The organism is Dapis purpurea BLCC-M126, assembly GCF_050015975.1.
Classification (GTDB): Bacteria; Cyanobacteriota; Cyanobacteriia; order Cyanobacteriales; family Microcoleaceae; genus Trichodesmium.
On record NZ_JBNHER010000272.1, the window covers coordinates 1 to 17,145 of the forward strand.

9 protein-coding genes and 1 pseudogene are annotated in these 17,145 nt (G+C 36.4%); 7 read left to right on the plus strand and 3 right to left on the minus strand.

The features are described 5' to 3' along the window. Positions 1-210: 210 nt before the first annotated feature. On the plus strand, positions 211-429 hold the full coding sequence (locus ACP6PL_RS24920) for a hypothetical protein (RefSeq protein ID WP_426548023.1): 219 nt from the start codon (positions 211-213) through the stop codon (positions 427-429). Continuing rightward, a complete protein-coding gene (tnpC, locus tag ACP6PL_RS24925) occupies positions 426-1,913 on the plus strand; it encodes an IS66 family transposase (protein WP_426548024.1) in 1,488 nt (495 codons plus the stop codon). The genes ACP6PL_RS24920 and tnpC overlap by 4 nt, the downstream gene beginning before the upstream one ends. Before the next feature lie 63 nt (positions 1,914-1,976). On the opposite strand, the pseudogene ACP6PL_RS24930 reads toward tnpC, so the two are convergent. Next, positions 1,977-2,136 (minus strand): annotated as a pseudogene (locus tag ACP6PL_RS24930) (IS66 family transposase); the annotation flags it as partial. A gap of 3 nt (positions 2,137-2,139) precedes the next feature. Between ACP6PL_RS24930 and ACP6PL_RS24935 the strand changes: the two are divergent. The 5 genes from ACP6PL_RS24935 to ACP6PL_RS24955 all read left to right on the plus strand — a co-directional run bounded on the left by ACP6PL_RS24935 (position 2,140) and on the right by ACP6PL_RS24955 (position 11,379). Next, positions 2,140-2,442: a hypothetical protein gene (locus tag ACP6PL_RS24935; RefSeq protein WP_426548079.1), complete on the plus strand. Its 303-nt coding sequence runs from the start codon at positions 2,140-2,142 to the stop codon at positions 2,440-2,442. A gap of 18 nt (positions 2,443-2,460) precedes the next feature. Further along, positions 2,461-2,598, plus strand: a complete 138-nt coding sequence (locus ACP6PL_RS24940; protein WP_426548025.1) for a hypothetical protein — start codon at positions 2,461-2,463, stop codon at positions 2,596-2,598. A gap of 370 nt (positions 2,599-2,968) precedes the next feature. Beyond that, a complete protein-coding gene (locus ACP6PL_RS24945; RefSeq protein WP_426548026.1) occupies positions 2,969-8,239 on the plus strand; it encodes a PAS domain S-box protein in 5,271 nt (1,756 codons plus the stop codon). Beyond that, positions 8,240-9,751, plus strand: coding sequence for a diguanylate cyclase domain-containing protein (locus tag ACP6PL_RS24950; protein WP_426548027.1), 1,512 nt, complete (start codon positions 8,240-8,242; stop codon positions 9,749-9,751). 758 nt (positions 9,752-10,509) lie between these two features. Continuing rightward, entirely contained in the window at positions 10,510-11,379 is an 870-nt protein-coding gene (locus ACP6PL_RS24955; RefSeq protein ID WP_426548028.1) for a cysteine peptidase family C39 domain-containing protein, read from the plus strand. A gap of 581 nt (positions 11,380-11,960) precedes the next feature. On the opposite strand, the gene ACP6PL_RS24960 is transcribed toward ACP6PL_RS24955, so the two are convergent. Together ACP6PL_RS24960 and smc are read right to left on the minus strand one after the other, a co-directional pair. Beyond that, positions 11,961-13,061, minus strand: coding sequence for a PRC-barrel domain-containing protein (locus ACP6PL_RS24960; RefSeq protein ID WP_426548029.1), 1,101 nt, complete (start codon positions 13,059-13,061; stop codon positions 11,961-11,963). 254 nt (positions 13,062-13,315) lie between these two features. Beyond that, on the minus strand, positions 13,316-16,978 hold the full coding sequence (smc, locus tag ACP6PL_RS24965; RefSeq protein ID WP_426548030.1) for a chromosome segregation protein SMC: 3,663 nt from the start codon (positions 16,976-16,978) through the stop codon (positions 13,316-13,318). Positions 16,979-17,145 lie beyond the last annotated feature (167 nt).

Sequence of the window (17,145 nt, forward strand, 5' to 3'; positions counted from 1 at the left end):
TGGATATGGCGTTAGCGGAGCGGCTCTGTAAGAGCGGGAAACCTCGCCATCCCTCAACCGCTTTTTCCCCTATCCAAGGGGAGGCTTTAAACCACAATTATTTAATTAACAATTAATAATTAATAATTCGGTAATTTTTTTCTACTCCCCATTCTCTTTTACTTGTGTGAAAAATCAAGGATTTATTGTTAATAAGGAGGAAACTTCAAGTTGATTAAAAGAAATTTTTTTTATTTTTTTACTGGGTGGGTACAGTTTAATACTAATTTAGGTTCCCTATTCTGTAAAGTCTTAAAACTTTCTACCTCTTCAACCATAAAACGTAAGGATTCAGGTGAGAGCGATCGCTTAACAGGTATTGAGTGTATAAATTTAGGAAATCTGCCAGAGCTTGACAAAAAATCAAACTACGGTAAAGTAAGGATATGAGTGAGTCACAAGCATCCCTAACTCCGGAAAATCTCAACCAGTTGTCAAAGAAGGAACTGGTAAGGATGCTATTGGCTCAAAAAAAAGTGATCGAAAAACTAGAACGAGAAATTGAGAAACTAAAAATTAGTCGAGATTTGGACAGCAAAAGTTCCTCCAAACCACCATCAACAGATATACTAAAAAAGTCAGAAACAGCAAAACACTCTGAAGATAATCCAAAGTCCGAGCCAAAAAAGAGACTCCCCGGAGGTCAACCAGGCCATCAGGGAAAGACTCGTCAAGGATTTTCCAGAATAGACAGAATCGAAATCCTCAAACCTTCTGTATGTATTAATTGTGGTCAAACAGAATTTTTAAGTGAGCCGATAGAAGTAGAAACCCAACAAGTAGCACAACTGGTAGACAAACCCATTGAGATAGTTGAGTACCATCGTTACAGATGCCAATGTCGCAGATGTGGTACCGTGACATCAGCTTCTTGGTCTACAGAAATGATACCAGGACAAGATTTAGGGGTAAAGCTACAAGCTTTCCTGGGATGGTTAGGTAATTATGGACATCTACCCTACGAAAAACAACAAGAGATGTTATGGGAGTTGGGGAAAATTGATATTGGCTTAGGGACTTTAGTTAATACCAATCAAAGGTTGGAATCAGCAATAAAACCTCATGTAGAACAGTTATCAAATTGGGTAAAAACAGAACAACCCTCAATTCATATAGATGAAACGCCTTGGCCAGTTAAAGGAGTTAAAGAATGGTTGTGGGTCTTTACCAATCAAGATTTCTGTCTATTCCGGGCGGCAGACACTAGGAGTCGTGCGGAGTTAGAATCCCAGTTAGGTAGTGAGTACAATGGTGTAATTAGTAGTGATGATTTAAGTGTGTACAATGGCTATCCAGTCAAAGCTCAACAGAAATGTCTAGCCCATCTACGTCGTCACTTTCAACGATTGATTCAACTACCTGGGGAAAACAATCAAGCCATTGGGAAAGCTTTTAAAGACTTAATTGATGAGGGATTTTGTCATTATAGCCAATGGCAAGAAAATCAAGAGGGTGACGTTTATCGTCACTGGGCTGTTAGATTTAAACACAAGGTAGACTCAACACTCAAACAATGGAGCAACAAAGCAGGTTATGAGGCCGGAAAATTGTTACGCTCGCTCAAGCTCAAAGCAGACCAATGGTGGTATTTTCTCCATCACCCAGAAATTCCTCCTGATAATAATCTAGCAGAGCGCTCATTAAGGCTAGCTATCACTAAACGAAAGGTAAGTGGTGGCTCCAGAAGCATGGAAAGATTTCAACACACAGCAAATTTACTGACTGTAGTCCAAACCTGTCGTCGTCAGGGACGTTCAGTGATTGATTTCTTTGAGCAGTCTTTAAAGGCGTTCGCGGAGCGTGGTGTCAGTCGTATCGCTCTAGATGATGATGACTTATCAGCTCTTTCTCTGATTCCTACATCTGATACCTAAATCATTCTATAGCGTTGGCGGAGCAAGTGCGACAGCTATATCGCTTTGACCTGAATCTTGACGATCTGTTGATGCTGGTTTGGAGGAACTTTTGCTATCTAAATCTCTACTAATTCTTAATTTTTCAATTTCTCGCATTCTGTTTTTCGATCGCTTTTTGTGGAGCCAATAGCATCCTCACCAGTTCCTTCTTTGACAACTGGTTGAGATTTTCCGGAGTTATATCATGTCCGCTGGTATAGTTTGTGTAAAACCAAGGGTGAATATTTACAGGAAATTTACGTTTTTTCAAGCTTTTAAGCCTTCTTCCGTCTTCCTTCTTCCTTCTTCCTTACCTTCACTATACAATACAGATGCTACCGGACATGATATTAGGGATGCTTGTGATTCACTCATATCCTTACTTTACCGTAGTTTGATTTTTTGTCAAGCTCTGGCAGATTTCCTGAATTTATACACTCAATACCTGTTAAGCGATCGCTCTCACCTGAATCCTTACCATAAAACTGCTACAATTATTAATTATTAATTATTACCAGGAGGAGTTGTGGAATTTACAGCAATAAACATCATGGCTATAGCAGCATCAGGATTAATGTTAATTGTGACAGTAGGAATTATATATTTAACGGCTTCTGAATGGCGCGATCGCAGACGTCAACAAAGAGATAAAGCTGGTCGTTAAAGATTATTTAACCTCTATTCTTAAAGTAGTTAGTTTATCAGTTTTTAGTCAAGAGTCAAGGCGATAATTTAAGTTATCGCCTTTTTGAGACTTTCAGTTAATACAGAAAAAAAGATGAATAGAGGCTCACTGAAAAGAAGAAAATACTCTACCTGATTAATCTGAAAACTCTTATAAGTACCGAGAAAAAATTAATTACAGATTCAGTCAACACAAAGTTGCTTTTTGGATATATTTCCTTTTTTAACTAGGAAACTTATGTTGCACAACTACCTATAATTATTTGCTAGAGAAGATATACAGTAGATTTCGGATAAATGAGGTACAAGGAGCGAATACTAAAACTCTTAACGCCTAAAAATAAAGAATTATGAACAACAACGAAATTACAATTCTGGTAGTAGATGATCAGCCTGATAATTTATATGTGATTTCTCATATTATCACTCAGAATGGATATAACTTGATCCAGACAAATTCTGGTGAAGAAGCATTAAAATCTGCAAATACCAATACAGTAGATTTAATATTAATGGATGTGATGATGCCAGAAATAGATGGTTATCAAGTATGTAGACAGTTAAAAGCTAATCCTAAAACTGCCAATATACCAGTGATTTTTTTAAGTGCTTTATCTGATATTGGTGAAAAAGTAAAAGGATTTGCGGCCGGAGGAATAGATTATATTAGTAAACCAGTTCATTCTCAAGAATTATTTGCAAGAATAGACAATCAAATCACTATTAAAAAACTGCATCTACAATTAGAAGAAAAAAATCAGCAACTACAGCAGGAAATAGAAATTAAGAAACAGATAGAAAAAAATTTATCCGCAATTATTACTAATATTTCAGAAGGTCTGATGATTATTGATAGAGAAGGTAAAATAGTTTTTGTGAATCAGGCCACAGAATTATTATGGCAAAGATCGGCAGCCGATTTAATCGGTGAAGAAATTGGTTTGCCCTTTATAGATGGTAATGAAATAGAAATATATGTTCGACAAAAATTAGGAAAATTGATATTTCTAGAAACACGGATAGGAGAAATAATTTGGGAAAATCAAATCGCTTATCTGCTGACAATGAAAGATGTTACAAAACGTCATAACCAACAAGAACGTTTAAAACTATTAGAAAGAGCAATATTTACAGCACCTCAAGGAATAGTAATTTGTGATGTAACTTCAGATAATCAACCCATAATATATGTTAATTCAGGTTTTGAAAAAATTACGGGTTACTCAATAGAAGAAGTTATTGGTAGAAATTATCCTTTTTTAGAATATACCGATACCAATCAACCAGAAATACAGGAAATGAAAGAGGCGATCGCTACGGGGAAAAAATGCCAAGTAGTATTACAAAATATGCGCAAAGATGGTAGCAAATTTTGGAATGAAATCACAATTTCTCCAGTATATGATGACTACGGTAGTTTAACTCACTATATAGCTGTACAGATGGATGTGACTAACCGCATAGCTGCAGAAATGGATCTTTTTACAGCCAAAGTTTCCCTAGAGAAACAAATACAACAAGCATTATTGCTCAGAAAAATTACTGACAAAATTCGCTCTAATTTGGAACCAGTGCAAGTATACGAAACAGCAGCAATTCAAATAGCAAAAGTTCTCAATGTAGATCGTTGCTTGATTCATACTTATACAGAATTTCCTATACCAAGAATTCCGATAGTTGCTCATTATGAAAGTTCCGATCAATATTTAATTTCTAATTTAGAAATACCTATATTAGGTAATAAACATGGGGAATTAATGTTGTCACAAGATTCAACTATCGTTACTGATGATATTTATGCTGAACCTTTGCTCAAAACAGCTTTACCTTTATGCGAACAACTCAATGTTAAGTCACTGATGGTAATTAGAACTTCCTATCAAGGGAAAACTAATGGAGCGATCGGTTTGCATCAATGTACTCATATGCGTCATTGGACAGTAGAAGAAAAAGAGTTATTAGAAGCAGTAGCAGCTCAATTAGGTATTGCAATTTTCCAAGTACATCTTCTGGTGCAGGAAAAACAACGACTACAAGAGTTGGGGCAGCAAAATCAAATTTTACAGCAAGAAATCCAAATTCGCAGACAGATAGAAGAATCACTCAAAAAAAGTGAGGAACGTTGGCAGTTAGTATTAAAAGGTAATAATGAAGGGATTTTTGACTGGAATATTAAAACTAATGAAGCCTTTATCTCACCAAGATTAAAAGCAATATGGGGGTATAAGGAATATCAAATTAGATCCCATTATGATGAATGGTGCAGTCGTATTCATCCAGATGATTATAATAGGGTGATAAATTTTTTAGAGGAGTACCTAGAGCAAAACCATTCACACTTCAGTATTGAATACCAAACAGTCTGTAAAGATGGTATCTATAAATGGATTTCAGCTAAGGGACAAGCTCTTTGGGATGACAATGGTATTCCAGAGAGGATGGTAATTTCTCATCAGGATATTAGCGATCGCAAACAGATGGAAGAAGCTTTAAGAGAAAGTGAAATTCGTTATCGAGAGTTGGTAGAGTCACAGGATAGTGTACTGGTTTGTAGATGGAAGTCAGATGGTACACTCACATTTGTTAACCACTACTACTGTCAATTTTTTGGTAGATCTTCAAGTGAACTATTAGGCACTAAATTTTTCCCATTCATAGAAGGATTAAGTTATAAAAAGATTGAATCAATTAGTCCAAAAATTATAGAAAATCAGATGAAATCTGCTTCAGGAGAACTACGATGGTTGAGTTGGACAAATCAACCAATTATCAATCCAGACCAAAATTTCATTGAATTTCAATCCTTTGGCATTGATGTGACAGAGCAAAAAGAACGGGAAGATGCTCTGCGTTTTATTGTTGAAGGAACTGCACCTCATACAGGCAACAATTTTTTCCATGCTTGTGTTCAGAATATAGCTCAATTTTTACAAGTTCCCTATGTTTGCATTAGTGAATTAATAGAATCAAACAATATGCTTCAATTGAGAGCATTTTGGACTGGTTCAGAAATAAAAAGTCAGATTTTTACTTCCTCGCTATACGCTCCCTGTGAGAAAGTATTGGAGGGTAAAATTTGTCATTATCCAGAGTCCTTACAACAAATTTTCCCTCAAGCTTCTTTGTTAATTGAATTGGGCATAGAAAGTTATTGGGGTATCCCTCTATATAATTCTGAAGGTAAAATTATTGGTGTGTTAGGAGTGATGGATGTCTTACCAATGAATCTTAGTTCCTCTCAAGAGTTAATTTTGAAAATTTTTGCGGCACGAGTGGGAGCAGAGTTAGAACGTTTACAAGCAGAGGAAAAACTTAAAGGTTCCCAGCAAAGACTTTCATTCCTGTTACAAAATACTCCAGTTGGAGTGATTGAATGGAATAATGAGTGGGAAATTGTGGCCTGGAATCATAGTGCAGAATTAATTTTTGGCTACACTTCTAAGGAGATAATAGGTAAGAAAGCATTAGAATGGATAGTTCCTGAAAATAATAACGGCCTGGTGAAAAGTATAATTGAAATGCCTCTGAGTGGCAACTACATAATTACTGAAAACTTAACTAAAACAGGTAAAACAATTGTTTGTGAGTGGTATAATACACCTCTGTTAAACCCAGAAGGAATAATTATTGGATTTGCTTCTATTGCCATTGATATTACTGAGCGTCAGCAGCAAGAGTTATTAGAAAATGCACAAAATACTGCCCTAAAAATGGTAGCTCAAGGTAAATCATTACATGAGATTTTATTAGAATTAACAACTCAAATTGACAAAATATTACCATTACTAAATTCTGCGATTATCTTACTAGAAGAAAATGGTGAATATTTACGTCCTTTTGTCGCTCCTAATGTTCCTCAAGTTTGGCTTCAAGCTATTGATCCTATACCTTGGAAAAATCTTTGTTCTTTTAGCGCAGTAATTAATCTTCATCAACGGGTAATTATTGAGGATATTGTTAATAATCCTCAATTTGCAAGTCTAAAGCAGCAAGCTTTATCTAGTGGTTTGCATTCTTGTTGGCTTGAACCAATTTTTTCTGGTGGAGAAGAGGAAGTTGTAGGTGTTTTTGTGATGTACTTTCGCAATAAACGTTTCATGTCGCGCAGCAAAACACCAGAAACAAGAGATTTAGAAATACTTGCATCTTTAGCGAGATTAACTGGTTTAATTATTGAACATAAGCAAGCAGAAATTGATCTGAAAAATGCTAAAGAAGCTGCAGAAACTGCTAACTTTGCTAAGAGTAATTTTCTTGCTTCTATGAGTCATGAGTTACGTACTCCTTTAAATGCCATTTTAGGTTTTAGTCAATTGTTAGCGCGTGATGATTCTTTAAATGAGGATCAAATTGAGCAAGTAGAAATTATTAATCATAGTGGGGAGCATTTACTAAATTTGATTAATGATATTTTATCTATGTCTAAAATTGAGGCTGGTAAAATTACACTCAAGGAAAATTTATTTGATTTATATGATTTTCTGCAAAATCTGCAAGATATGCTGAGTGTCAAAGCAAGCCAAAAAGGTTTAGAGCTATTATTTGAATTAGCAGATGATCTACCTCAAATTATTACTGCGGATGAAGGAAAATTGCGTCAAATTCTGATTAATCTTATAGGTAATGCTATCAAGTTTACATCTAAAGGAAAAGTTAGTTTGTCAGTATCTAATAGTGACTATTTAGGAAAGATAAAATTTTCTATTATAGATACTGGCCCAGGGATTAATGAATCAGAAATAGATGCTTTGTTTGAGCCTTTTGTACAAACTACTACAGGTAGAAAATCAATAGAAGGAACAGGATTGGGTCTACCTATTAGTCGTAAATTTGTTAAGTTAATGGGGGGAGAAATATCTGTTAGGAGTCAAGTAGAAAAAGGGACAAATTTTACCTTTGAAATTATCACCAAAGTCCCAGAAGAATTAAAAGATATATTAGGAGAAAAAACATTATCTAATCAACAAAGAATAGTAGGATTAGAATCTAATCAGCCCAGTTATCGAATCTTAGTAGCTGAAGATGTCAAAGAAAACAGTCAATTATTAATACAGTTACTTGAGCCTTTAGGATTTCAAATCCAGATTGCCGAGAATGGTGAAGAAGCTATATCTATTTGGAAAACTTGGCAACCACATTTAATTTTGATGGATATTATTATGCCTGTTATGGATGGTTATGAAGCAACTAAAATTATTAAGGAAACAACCTTCGGTAAAGCTACTACTATTATTGCTTTAACTGCTAATGCTTTTGATGAAAATCGTGATGCTATTTTGGCTGCTGGTTGTGATGATTTTATTGCTAAACCTTTTTCAGCAGATCTATTGCTAGAAAAATTAGCTAATCATTTGGGACTAAATTATTTATCTGAAAATTTGGCATCAAATTCTATTGCTGTAACACATCAAACAAAACTTACAAAACAATCTTTGAGTATGATGTCTGCTAAATGGTTAGAAGAATTACATTTTGCTGTATTATCTATGAATGAGCATCAGATAAATGAACTAATTCAGCAAATTCCTCAAACAGAGGTTAAACTAATTAATTACTTAACAAATTTAGTAGAAAACTTTCGTTTAGATGTTATCCTTGAGTTGATAGAAAGTGAGGAATAGATGAATAAAAAAAACTCTCAGGATTTACCAGATAATATTTTAGTCGTTGATGATGCACCAGAAAATTTGCGATTATTATCAACGATGCTTGAGCATCATGGGTATCATGTTAGGAAAGCTATTAATGGCAGGATTGCAATTAATGGCGCACAAATTGCTAAACCAGATTTGATATTACTTGATATTAATTTACCAGATATAGATGGTTATGAAGTATGCCAAAAATTAAAATCTTTGGAACAAACCAAAGAAATACCAATCATTTTTATTAGTGCTTATAGTGAAGAAGTAGATAAAGTTAGAGCATTTGAAGTAGGAGGTAGAGATTATATTACTAAGCCTTTTCAACTTAGAGAAGTGTTAGCACGAGTCGAAAATCAACTATCTATTTATCAGTTACAAATGGAATTAAAAGAGAAAAATTTAGATCTGCAAAAAGAATGTATTGAACGTCAAAGTGCTGAAGAAAAACTGCGTTTTTTCTTGTCAACTACTCCAGCTATTAGTGCTACCTTAGATATTCATTCCGCACTAGAAGTTACCCTCAACCATATTTGTGCAAATATTAGGTGTGATTTTGGTGAAGCTTGGATTCCTAGTTCTGATAATTCTAGACTTGTTTATAATCAATCTTGCTATCTTAATTCACAGGATTTTTCTCAGTTTCAAAATTATAGCAAAAGATTAACTTTTACTTCTAATGTAGATTTAGTAGGTAGAGTGTGGCAAGCTCAAGAGGCAGAATGGATAGAGGATATTTCTGAAACATCACCTACAGTTTTTCAACGTTATGATATTGCTTTAAAAATGGGATTAAAATCTGCTTTTGCTGTGCCAATTTTGTGGAACGATCGGGTATTAGCAATTTTGGTTTTTTTTAAGAAAGAAACTCTGGCAAAAAATCAGCATTTGATTGATTTAGTGAAAATAGTAGGAACTCATTTAGGAGTAGTAATGCAAAGTAAAAAAGCTGAATATATTCTCAAATTAGCTAATCAAAGATTATCTCTACTTGCTACTCTAGATGGTTTAACTCAAATAGCTAATCGTCATCGCTTCGATCAATACCTAGAGCAAGAATGGCAGAGAATGAAACTGGAAAATTTGCCTCTATCCTTAATTATTTGTGATTTAGATTTGTTCAAATTATACAATGATAATTATGGTCATCAAGCTGGAGATGATTGTCTAAAAAAAATAGCAAAAACTATTCAGAAAATTGCGAATACTCCCGAATATTTAGTAGCTCGTTATGGAGGAGAAGAATTTGCAATAATTCTACCTAATACTAATACTGAAGGTGCTTTGATTATTGCTGAAAATATTAGATCAGAAGTGGAAAATCTCAAAATTATTCATAGTCAATCTCCAATTAATGAATTTGTCACAATTAGTATTGGCATATCAGGTATGGTTCCCCAAGAAAATAACTCATCAGCAGAATTAATTTCTCTAGCAGAACAAGCACTACAAAAAGCTAAAAAACAACGAAATTGTTCATGTCAACTGTGAAAAAATAATGTTAAAAATGCTATGGATAAGTAGGGTTTGCGCTCAAAAGTCTTATGGGTGAGGGTAGGAGTCAGGAGATAGGAGACAGGAGGATTCAAGAATTAATAATTAAGAATTTAGAATTACCTCTCATTGAAAATAAGAGGATTGACGAACAGGAAAATTTTTATTTATTATCCCCTTAAAAGGGGAGGCTTTAAACCACAATATTTCGGTAATAAATTTAGAGAAGGCACTCGGAAGAATTATCCATCAATTTCTATGTGCACATCTTGCTATTAATACTAACTTTTTGAGGCTTTTTAACTCAAAGCGAGCGCACTTTTTCCAGGCTTAAAATGCCAAAAGCTTTATCTGTAGACACTTTTATATTTATTCAACAAACCCGCAAACCCTAAGTAACTATTTAAGCGAACATGATATCATATATAGCAATATGATTTGAGTTGTGATATATTCGATATTTTTAGGGAACAGGTAACAGAGAAGAAGGAAAAAATATATATAAATGAGTAATATCGTGTCCGGTTGAATAGTTATAATTAAAGTTCGTAGAATAGCTCTCAGCCCGTAAGTATATATCGGGCTGAAGCCCTACTACAAACAAAAACTTTTTTATCACTGATTATCCGGACATGATATAAGATAACTGCTATAATCTATTCTTTTTCCAAATTAATCTCAAATCTTTCCAATTCAATGACGCCAACTTAATTTCTGGAGATGTCTAATGTATTTTTCCATCAAATCTGATAAAAATGATTGTAATTGCTTTGATTTGCTTGGTTTCAATAATACTAGGATTATACCTCGGTAAGAAGTTAGCAGATAGAGGAATAACAGCAGAAAATGCTTTAGTAAATCATCAAAGATTAACTTATATAATATTAATATTTCTAGCTACAGTTATCATCACATTTTTACTAAGTGCGAAAGCTAACCCAAAATTGTTTCCCAATATTATTTTATTATATATTGGAGAATATACTAATGATTTTGTCTTGGGTTTGGGATGGTTGAGCATGGGTTTTTTACTAGGTCTCGAATTACCTATTCAGGGCGATCGCCAACGTTTACAAAAGCTAATTTTAGCAGTAATAATAATCACAATTCCATTAGCAGGAATGATCCATTATTCTCTTCCCGTCACGAATTTATTAGGGGAACCAGTAGTTGTTGAAGAAGTGGTATTACAGACAACAAGCTACACTTGCGCTCCTGCTAGCATCGCTACAATTGCTCGCATAACTGGTACTTTTCCCAACTTCTCGGAAAAGGATGCAATTATCCTTACAGGTACAAATAGATTTGGGACTAGCACCCTAGCCGAAATGCGGGCTTTGCATCGTCTAGGTTTAGCGTCCCATGTTCGAGACTCACTAAAAACTAAAGACCTAATAAACCTAAACCTACCAGCTTTGCTACATGTTAAAGAACAAGTAAATGGAGGATATATTGCACATACAGTCGTACTCTTGCAAGTTGATGGTATAGCACAAATAGCGACTATTGGCAACCCACTCTATGGGCAACAGTTTAAAACTTTTAACGAGATGCAAGAATATTGGACAGGGGAGGCTGTGGTATTAGGGCAACAAGTTTCAGGAGTGAATCAAAGATTATGGTGATAGTCCCCTGGCAAAATTTTCTCGGAAACCTAAAAAAATAACGGGAGTAAAGTTCCCGGAAGATTTATCCCCTGGTTGAATAACGACACGGGAGTTTTAACCCGGAGTAAAAGCCTGGTATACTAGAGGAATAAGGAACAAGGTTTGTCGCCATGACAAGAGCGCTAGTGCGGTGAAATTCCGGCAGACAGGAGACGGGGACTTGATTTCCTACGACGGCTGTTTGCGTAGCATTCCGTAGGAAAAGCAAGCAGGCAGCTAAAGCAGCGATTTATTGCTCCAACATCTTGAATAAAACCACTCGTGAAAGCTAATCAAAAAGTAAACTCACAGCTAGATTTTGGTCTATGCCGAGGAGTTTAGGAGTCTGTTGACAGGCTTAAGCAAATGTGGATTTATGAGGGGCTGCGTGCGGAATTTACTTCCGCACTTTAAACGCCCCGTCCCATTTGCGGTAGATTTACTACAGAATCCAGGGTGTTTCAACCCCTGGAGATGTCAAAACCTAGCTACCATATTCAACGCGAATTATCCCACGCTAAAACTTTTTATACGTGGGACTTATCCCAGAGGAAGCTAAATTAATAACCTGTTTCCTCTTCATATTCTGGTACTTTAGTTTTCTGAGGAATATTTACACGAGTTGCTTGATAAGGTTTTGGAGCCTCATCATCAGCCCAAGCATCTTTCTCTATCTCATCATCATATTTATACTCTGGAGTTGCTTGATACTCTTTCTGCTGATTTTTATCATCTTTATAATCATATTCAGTACCTGAGTCTCCCCAATTATCTTCTTCGTAGTAATCGTCATTGGCAGTTTCTTGTCTGATCTGGCGTCCTGATGGGGGGGCTACAAGTTCTGGCTCATAATAGTCATCATAAACTGCTTCTCGTTCTAGTTGCCGTGGAGGAGAAGCCTCTTCTGACTGATAATAGTCATTATAAACTGGTTCTGGTTCAACTACTCTACCTCTAATTGGCTCTGGTTCAGCCCAGTCTTCATCCCATGTTTCCTGATCGGGAGATGATACTGTACGAATAGGTTGACGAGTAACTGGTACTCCTGGAGGTAATTGATTCTCAGGTTTCACAGTAGGAGGATAATATAATCCCTCTTCTTCTCTTTGCCAAGGAGCTTCCCCTAAACCTAGACGTTCTAATACTCCTACCGTTAACTGTTTTAGTTTTTCTTCAGAACCTTCAAACACAATTAGACGATTTGGCCCGCTACTGACAATTTCATCAATTGATAGCTCATAAGTGCTAATAAATTGCTCTGGAATTTGGGGTATACCGATAGAGGCGATAATCAATGACAAAACTTTCCCATCTCTAGTGTCAAGTTTGAAACCTCTAACTCTGCCTAAAAGTTCGCCATTTTCTGTCAAAACTTCACTATTGATCAGGCTACTATAGGCTTCAGTATCAATATCTTCTTCTACTACTTCTTCATCATCCACTAAGATAACATCGCCTATTTCACGGATATTCTTGAGAAACATAAACTTGGGTATTCCAGCCACTGCCAATATATTGTCCCGTAGTCCAATAGCTACTACCTCTCGTCTATCAACATCTACCCATAATTGACTTACTACTCCTAGGCGCTTACCTTTATCACGAGTAATTATTTGAGTTCCTAACAGTTCGGAGCGTTGGCGGATTTTTTCAGATGTCATTATAGTCTAATCCCGATTTTTAAATAAAAAGTCAAAAGTCAAAAGTCAAAAGTTAGATAAAATTATAATTTATCAATAATTTAGCAGTCAGCATTTCAGCAATCAGCTTCTTTTGGTCTATAAAACCAATCATAGTATCTTAGCCCGTGATTAAACTTTTGAGTTAGGAGTTATCCGTTGGATAGAGGCAATACAGGAAAAAGATTGAACAATACCCTCCTACTCCCTACTCCCTATTTCCTACTCCTTATTCCCTATTTAGTCATTTTAATCCCTAAAACTTGGGTATGAGCGCCCCTAGCTTGGGTAACGCCGATAGTACGTTCAGATGATTCCATCATTGGCCTCCGGAGACTGACAACAATAAACTGAGCTTGTTGTGCCTGTTGTTTTATCATTTTAGCTAATCGCTCTACATTTGCCCCGTCCAGAAACATATCCACTTCATCAAAGGCATAAAAAGGAGATGGACGGTAACGTTGTAGGGCGAAAATAAAGCTTAAAGCTGTTAAAGACTTTTCTCCTCCAGACATAGAGGCCAATCTTTGTACTGGCTTTCCTTTGGGGTGGGCTACTAAATTTAACCCACTGTTAAAGGGATCTTCTTGGTCCTCTAGTTGGAGATAACCGTCTCCTTCAGAAAGTGTGGCAAAGATTGTCTGAAAATTTTGATTCACAGCATCAAAAGCCTCAAAAAATGAACGTTGTCTCAAGGTAGTAAAGTTTTCTATTCTTAACAACAGTTCTGTCCGCTCCCCTTCCAGAGTGGCTAACTTTTGACTTAATTCTTCTAGTCGTTTCTGAGTTTGCTCATATTCTTCGAGGGCTAACATATTTACAGGTTCTAGGGCTTGAAGTTGTTTCTGTAGGGATCTGACCTCCTTCTCTAATTCTCCGATTTTAATATTCTCCGGCACTGTGGGCATTTGGTCAGGCAATTCTACTTTTTGCTCTTGTAACTGAGTTTGCAAAGCGACCAATTGTTCCCGACGTCCCTGTTGAGACTCCTGTAGTTTTTGTAGTTGCCATTCTAATTGTTGTTTAGCTAAATAAAGTTCCCGCAGATTTGCCTCTGCTTGGTCTCGTTTTTGTTTTTCTGTGCCTAATTTTTCTTCTGCTTTGGCCATGCCTGCTTTAGTTTGGGCAATTTGCTCATCCACAACTGCAATTTGACTATTTACTTCTTTCATGGTAAGTAGAGCATTTGATTCTTGCTCTTGATATTCTGAACGGCGACGGGAAGATGCTTCTACCTTTTCCTGCAAGAGCTGTTGTTGATTTTCTAAATCCTGTAGTTTTTGCTGGGCATCACGCCAAGCTGTTTCCTGTTCTTGGAAAACTGCCTCCTGAGACCGAATCATAGCCTGCATCTGTTGCCACTCACTGTGAGTATGAGATTTTTCCAACTCGGCCAAAGTTTCTCTGAGCGCAGTTAATCGGACTTCCTGAGCTGGAATTTCTTGGTCTAGGGAAACTAACCTAGTTTGAGCATTGGCTAGTTCTTGGGTATTTTTCTCTAGTTGCCCTTGCCCTTGCTCCTGTTGTTTGGTCAATTTTTGTAATTCTGCCTCAATTTGTTCTACTTTTAGTTGGGTTTCCCGAAAATACTGCTTTCCTTCCATCAAAGCTTGCGATCGCTCTTTCAGATTTTCTTGTAATTGAGAAATCTCTACTAAACACCTTTCTAAAACTATTTCTATTTCCTGTAAACGTTGACTATGACCTTCCATTTCTCCCATTTCTGTCGAATCATTACCATCAACAGTGCCAAAATGCAAGCTACCCGAACGTCGCGATATACTCCCACCAGTCATCGCTCCACTACTCTCTAATATTTCCCCATCCAGAGTAACTATCCGATATTGACCCAAATGTTGTCTAGCATTATTCAAAGTATCAAATACCACTGTGGAACCAAAGACATAAGCAAAAATTTCTTGATAACGGGGTTCACAGTCAATTAAATTTACCGCATAATCTATAAACCCTGCTGCTCCCCAGCGTAAACTATTATCTTTATTGAGTCTGGGAGGTCTAATTTTATTCAAAGGCAAAAATGTCATTCTCCCAGCTCTTTGTCGTTTCAAAAATTCAATCCCGGAGGCTGCCACTCGATCATTTTCGACTACCATATTCCCTAGACGGCCACCAGCAGCAATTTCTAAAGCTAGTTGATATTTAGGTTCGACTCTCCCTAGTTGTGCTACTAAACCACAAATCCCAGAAATGCCAGACTGTTGTAGCATTTTAGTGGCATAAGTACCTGTAGCTTCTTGAATTGCTTGTTGTTGGGCTTCTAATTTATCAAGTTTTCTTTGTCTATCTCTTTGCTCTTGTAGCAGACGAGTTTGAGTGTCTTGCTGAATTTGTAAGTCTTGTTCCACAGCTTCTAATTGTTTAGTCAAAGATTCTACTTGATAACTGGCTGCTTCTTTTGACTCTTTTACCTGTTCGTGGTACTTAGTCTGATTTTCAATTTCTACTCCTAGAGTTCCTAGGGACTCTTTTTGTTCTTGAATTTGCTTTTCTAACTGGTAAATTTTTTCCCTAACTCTAGCTTGTTCAGTCCGTTGGGGGTTGAGGGTTTGCTGTAGAGTTTCAATTTGATGATGGAGTTCAGCTTGTTGTTTTACCCAAGCTTCGGCAGTATCGGCAATAGCACTAGCTGACTCTCGTTGTTGATTAAGAATTTCTTGGGCTTCGTTACGAGTACCTTCTAAAGATGAGAGATTTTGAGTTTGAAGAATTTTTTCTGTAGCTAATACTTCTAAATTTTGCTGGTGTTTATTTACTTCTTCTTGTAGTTGACTGAGGTTGGTTTTGGTTTGGTTAATAGTAGTTTCTAATTCTTTCTGCTTTTGTTGGAGTTGTCGGCGCTCCGCTTCTTGGGTAGCCAGAGTTGACTGTAAAGCTAAAAGTTCTTCTTCACCCAAAGCTTTTACTTGGGCGTTAAGTTTGTCTAGTTCAGTTTGAGCTTGTTGAATTTCAGTCTGTTTAGTCTGAATATTTTGGTTAAGTTCGGCAAGGGAGTGATCGCCTGATTCGATATTTTCTCTAAGTTTCCATACCTGTTTTTGGAGATTTTGCCATTTAAGTATTGTTTGCCAGAGACTTTTTTCTTCCAGTTCCCCTCGTAGCTGTTGATATTGTTTAGCTTTTACACAATCTTGGGAAAGACGGTCACATTGTTTTTTCAGTTCTTTTTCTACAATGCGACTTTTTTCCTCTTGTTCTTTCACAAGGTCTAGTTTGCCTTTTGCCAGAGAAATTTTTCTGTCAAATTGAGCTACTCCTGCCAATTCATCAATTATTTCCCGGCGTTCGCGAGCTTTCATGGAAATAATGCTGGTTACGTCACCCTGAAGCACAACATTATATCCTTCGGCGTAAACCCGGAGTTGATTTAGTTGTTCGTGAAGTTCGGTCAGGGTACATGGCTGACCATTCATATAGTAAGTAGAAGTATAAGTACCTTGTTTTGTGACTCGGAGGCGGCGAGAGATACTCCACTCCAATAATGAATCAAAAGAATTAGCTATCTCAAAGGGATCTTCAGATTCAGATTCTAAAACTTCAGCTACTTTTTCTTCTACTTCTGGTAGTTGTGACTCTGAAGAGTCTTGTTCTTTATGACCATTATTTTGATTTGAGAGGTCCTCTAAATCAAAGGTGACAGTAACAATAGTTTCAACAGTTTTACGTCCAGCTAATTTATTGTTAACCAAATCTGGCAGACGTTCAGCTCTCATACCCTTGGAAGTAGATAGGCCCAGACAAAATAGAAGTGCATCGAGAATATTAGATTTGCCAGAACCGTTTGGCCCAGAAACCACAGTAAAGCCAGGCAGCAACGGAATCGTAGTTGTGCCACCGAAGGATTTAAAGTTGGTCAGTTCCAGGCGTTTGATATGAACCATGAAGGCCAGTTTTTGACTGGATAGTTTGGTTTCTAATTATTTTAGACATAAAAGACAGGACTTGGGGATTGTAACTTTGAGTTTCTAGGATTTTTCTTGTTTTTGGGAGTTTTAGGAAAGGATTTTTTAGCGTCGTAGCTTTTGTTGCGCAATAGGCAATAGAAATT

What these genes read in the sequence shown, in the direction of transcription:
- ACP6PL_RS24935 (WP_426548079.1), top strand. Translation starts at nt 2,140, where the DNA reads ATGTCCGCTGGTATAGTTTGTGTAAAACCAAGGGTGAATATTTACAGG.
- ACP6PL_RS24955 (WP_426548028.1), top strand. Translation starts at nt 10,510, where the DNA reads ATGATTGTAATTGCTTTGATTTGCTTGGTTTCAATAATACTAGGATTA.
- smc (WP_426548030.1), bottom strand. Translation starts at nt 16,978, where the DNA reads ATGGTTCATATCAAACGCCTGGAACTGACCAACTTTAAATCCTTCGGT.
- tnpC (WP_426548024.1), top strand. Translation starts at nt 426, where the DNA reads ATGAGTGAGTCACAAGCATCCCTAACTCCGGAAAATCTCAACCAGTTG.
- ACP6PL_RS24945 (WP_426548026.1), top strand. Translation starts at nt 2,969, where the DNA reads ATGAACAACAACGAAATTACAATTCTGGTAGTAGATGATCAGCCTGAT.
- ACP6PL_RS24950 (WP_426548027.1), top strand. Translation starts at nt 8,240, where the DNA reads ATGAATAAAAAAAACTCTCAGGATTTACCAGATAATATTTTAGTCGTT.
- ACP6PL_RS24960 (WP_426548029.1), bottom strand. Translation starts at nt 13,061, where the DNA reads ATGACATCTGAAAAAATCCGCCAACGCTCCGAACTGTTAGGAACTCAA.